The 4,112-nt window shown below is 49.7% G+C and carries 6 protein-coding genes; 3 read left to right on the top strand and 3 right to left on the bottom strand.

What is annotated here, in order from left to right; genetic code table 11:
* The first annotated feature begins 88 nt into the window (after positions 1–88).
* A complete protein-coding gene (locus OO184_RS25405; protein WP_376712604.1) occupies positions 89–1,213 on the top strand; it encodes an RHS repeat-associated core domain-containing protein in 1,125 nt (374 codons plus the stop codon).
* A gap of 13 nt (positions 1,214–1,226) precedes the next feature.
* On the top strand, positions 1,227–1,769 hold the full coding sequence (locus OO184_RS24570; protein ID WP_265381411.1) for an SMI1/KNR4 family protein: 543 nt from the start codon (positions 1,227–1,229) through the stop codon (positions 1,767–1,769).
* Positions 1,770–1,821: 52 nt separating this feature from the next.
* Here the strand turns inward: OO184_RS24570 and OO184_RS24575 are convergent, their stop codons facing one another.
* The 3 genes from OO184_RS24575 to OO184_RS24585 form a co-directional block, all read right to left on the bottom strand.
* The gene (locus tag OO184_RS24575; RefSeq protein ID WP_265381404.1) at positions 1,822–2,019 is read right to left on the bottom strand and encodes a DUF7706 family protein; all 198 of its coding nucleotides are present in this window, start codon (positions 2,017–2,019) and stop codon (positions 1,822–1,824) included.
* 13 nt (positions 2,020–2,032) lie between these two features.
* Positions 2,033–2,356, bottom strand: coding sequence for a SymE family type I addiction module toxin (locus OO184_RS24580; protein WP_265381412.1), 324 nt, complete (start codon positions 2,354–2,356; stop codon positions 2,033–2,035).
* 87 nt (positions 2,357–2,443) lie between these two features.
* On the bottom strand, positions 2,444–2,872 hold the full coding sequence (locus OO184_RS24585; RefSeq protein WP_265381402.1) for a helix-turn-helix domain-containing protein: 429 nt from the start codon (positions 2,870–2,872) through the stop codon (positions 2,444–2,446).
* Between the two features lie 115 nt (positions 2,873–2,987).
* On the opposite strand from OO184_RS24585, the gene OO184_RS24590 reads away from it, so the two are divergent.
* Positions 2,988–4,112 (top strand): CHC2 zinc finger domain-containing protein (locus OO184_RS24590; protein WP_265381413.1); only part of this gene is annotated, 1,125 nt, incomplete at its 3' end.

Below are 4,112 nucleotides of genomic sequence, written 5' to 3' on the forward strand. Positions count from 1 at the left end.
CGGCCAGAATCTCCATTACCACAAGCGGGTGCCCGAACGGCTCAGTGAAGACCTGCGCCAGACCTACCACACCCAGCAGGCGGGGAGAGTGATTCAGCACGGCGCCTGCACTTATCGCTACGATGAAAACGGGCGACGGACAGAGAAAACCGAACAGCGATGGGGTCACCGGCCGCGGACCTGGCGCTACCGCTGGGACGCGCACGACCGGCTGACCGGGGTTATCAGCCCGGAAGGGACGCGCTGGCGCTATTGTTATGATGCCTTCGGACGACGGATTAGTAAGCGGAAGGAGACAGACACCGCCGGACCGCCGGCGAAACCGACCGCGATAATCGGCTATGATTACCTGTGGAGCGGGGAACAGCTGATTGAAGAGACGCCGGTCCGGGCTGACGGCACCGTTGACTATGAGCAGAGCATTCACTGGCTGTATGAGCCCGGCGCCCTGACGCCTTCGGCACGGCATGAAAAAGGTCAGCTATACTATGTGGTGAGCGACCATCAAGGGACGGTGCGGGAAATCCTGACCGAGGAGGGAGAACTGCTCTGGGCAGGGCGATTACTCACCTGGGGCGAACCGGAGCGCTGGCCGGTGCTGACGGTCAACGACCCACGGAACCTGACGTGTAATTTCCGGTTCGCGGGTCAGTACGAGGACCCGGAGAGTGGTTTATACTATAATCGCTTTAGGTATTACGATAACGAGATCGGGCAATACCTCTGTGCTGATCCGTTGAACTTAGCCGGAGGAGTAAATCCTTACAGTTACGTGCATAATCCGGCGAACTGGATTGATCCGCTTGGTCTTGCTAGTTGCCCTAGCACAAAAGAAATTTCAAGGGGTGATAATCCTTATCAAACAAGGGTAGATCCAAGAATCCCAAATAGACCTGATCCCAAGTATTCAATAGACACAAATACTTTCACTAGTGGAAAAATGACTGCTAATGGTGGTATCAGAAACAATAAAGAATTTTGGCAACAATGGAGTAATTTGCAGCCAGATTCTTTGAGTAAAAGTAATATGTACCGAATAAAAGAGTTAGGATTATCACCTAAAATAGATAATCAATGGATTAAAGCGTTTCCAGAACATGTGAATTACAAAGGTGAAACATTAATTCACCATCATGTTGATTTTGGGCGTTACGCAATACCTGTCCCGAGTTCAACTCATGTTGGCAGCGGCGGTATATGGCATACAAAATAAAAAGGAGAACTTTATGTTGCTAACGATCAAAGAAATAAGCGAACAATTAGATGAAAAATTCTCACCGTTAGGCGATGACTTTGATGATCTGAAATTATCGAAAAGATACAAGCCGTTATTAGACGTTGAAATTTCAGAAAAAAAACTGAATATCATATTCCCTAAAGAATTTCTATCATTCATGAAAGACTATGATTTAGATAATTTTTCATTAGGAAACATATCATTTGGTAATAGTTCTGATTATCTCGAAATGATAGTAAATATTAATAGTGAGGGTACTTTTAATCATTGGTGGATTGGTGAAAATAGACCTAAAGAGTTTATCGTTATAGCAATATCTGATCCTTATACCATATTACTAAACACTATTACTGGTGAGGTTTTTGTTATGACCAGTGAATCATCAATGGATGACTTTGAACAAGTTTCAGCTAATTTTGAATTATTTATCAGAGGTGCTGGAACTATTTTCTTAGGTAAAGAAACATTCACAGAAATTATCAAATATGTTGGCTCTCAGACAAATGAGTTTTGGGAAGAAATAGCAAATTAAATGATGTTAAGGTCGGAAAGATCTTTCGAGATCTTCCGGCCTTCTTCATGATCTACCGTGGCGCATAGCCACGGTAAGCCAGCGCGGACTGGAGCTTAGCAATGGCATCCTTAATCTGATACGCTTCCTCGTCATTCACGGCACAGGCGCGTATCTCCGCCCAGTTCAGCCGCTTAACCAGTTGGGCCAGGGCCAGCGCTTCAATATGGGTTAACTGAATGTCCTGTAAATGTTCAATCACCATGTTCATTTTATCCCCTCCCTTAGCCCGCGTTGCACTCAGCCAGCATCTCACGCATCCGCAGCTTAATCTCATTAAGCTGGTTCTGTTGCCGCTGGTATTGCTGATACTGTTGTTGCGTGGCTTCGCTGTCCGGTATCAGTACCAGACAGCCATCCATCACCTTCACCGTAATTTGACCCCCGGTATTAAATCCCGCCTGTCTGAGCCACTGCCCCTTAAGGTGTATCGCCGGTGCAGCGTTGTTGACCTTGTTCCCGTTCAGCACATAACCCACCGTGTAATAACGTTCTGTTTTCACGGCTTTATTTACTGTCACTTCTGCCTTAGAATGCGCCTTAGCCATAGTAACTACCTCTTTTAGTTGCTTGTGGTGAGCGGGGCTAAAGTGTTGGTAGCACCTTAGCCCCGCGTTAAATCAAAGGGTGTCCTTTTATCTTGCCAGCGCCTGTAACTGCTTCTTAGTTAAAAAAGCATCCAGCAACTTCTTAATCACTTCCTTATCCTCATCCGGTAACTGTTCCACTGCCTGAAACTGTCTCAGTAACTCCCGGTCCTCAAATCTTGCTTTAGCCGCTTCCGTCGCAGCCCCTTCCAGCAAGTAATCACTGGTTACGCCCAGTACATCCGCTAACCGTTTTAACGTATCACTCCCCGGTCTGGAAGTTCCCCGCTCAAAACGGCCAATATGGGTGTAATGCAACTCCGCCAGTCTGCCCAGTTCAGACTGGGAGAACCCCTTTTGCCTGCGTAACTCACGCAAGCGTTGGGCAAATCCGGTCTCTGTCGTCGCTGTCATATCAAGCACCTCAGTCATCATAGCGGTATCAAATAGAGCTATGTTGCCGTAATTATCTGCCATCTTCCATGCTCCGGTGCGTTGATATGAACTTTACATGCTTGACATGATAAAGCCTTGAAGCTACCTTATCAAGCATAAATGCTTTATTGAAAAATATTTTATAAGGACCGCTTACATGGCACGCATCCCGGAAGCAGAATTGCAGCACCTGAAAGCCGCCGTCTCCTTAGTAGCCGTGGCGGAACAACAGGGACGAAAGCTGATTAAACGCGGAAAAGATTACGTACTGCTGTGCCCGTTCCATCAGGAGAAAACCCCGTCAATGGTATTGAGTCCTGAAAAGAACCTCTATCACTGCTTCGGCTGCAATGAAGGCGGGTCGGTACTGGACTGGGTGATGAAAACCGAAGGCTTAAGCCTGCGCCATGCGGCGGAACGGTTGCGGGCTTTATTGGGCAAAAATCCGGCGATCGAGCCGCTGCTAACAGACCGTGAACCGATGCTGCTGGCCGAGAATGAAGCGGGACAGCAGGCATTACTGCACCGGGTCGTTGAGTTTTATCACCATACCCTGCTGAACGCCCCGGAGATGCAGGCTTACCTGACGGCGCGGCAGCTCAATCATCCTGAACTGGTTGCTCACTTTAAACTGGGTTTTGCCAACCGCACGCTGGGCTATCGGCTGCCATCAAGAAAGCTGAAATCCGGTGCAGAAATCCGCGCCCGCCTGCGCTCGCTGGGTCTGATGCGGGAATCGGGTCATGAACACTTTACCGGCTCGCTGGTTGTACCGGTTATCAATCCGCAAGGGCAAATACAGGAAATCTACGGACGTAAAATCGGCGACCACCTGCGGGCGGGTACGCCATCGCACCTTTATCTACCGGGCGCGCATAGCGGAGTCTGGAATGAAACGGCGCTGATGGCCGCGAAAAGCCTTATCGTGTGTGAATCGCTGATTGATGCGATGTCGTTCTGGGTCGCAGGGTATCGGAACGTGACCGCCGTTTACGGGATCAATGGCGTGACAGCCGACCACTGGCAGGCGTTCGAACGGCACGGTATCAAACAGGTGCTTATCGCGTTCGACAATGACAGCGCGGGCAATGAAGCGGCGGTGAAACTGGCGGAGGCGCTGCTTGTGCGGGGGATCACACCGCTGCGCGTGATGTTCCCATCCGAAATGGATGCCAACGACTATCTGTGTCAGGCGGCCGAGCCGGAAGCCGCCTTCGCCCTGCTGCTTGAGAGCGCCACGCCAATATCCACCGCCATAGCAGCGCGCACGACGGCGGAGGTG

Source organism: Photorhabdus aballayi (assembly GCF_026153155.1).
In the GTDB taxonomy this organism is placed as follows: domain Bacteria; phylum Pseudomonadota; class Gammaproteobacteria; order Enterobacterales; family Enterobacteriaceae; genus Photorhabdus; species Photorhabdus luminescens.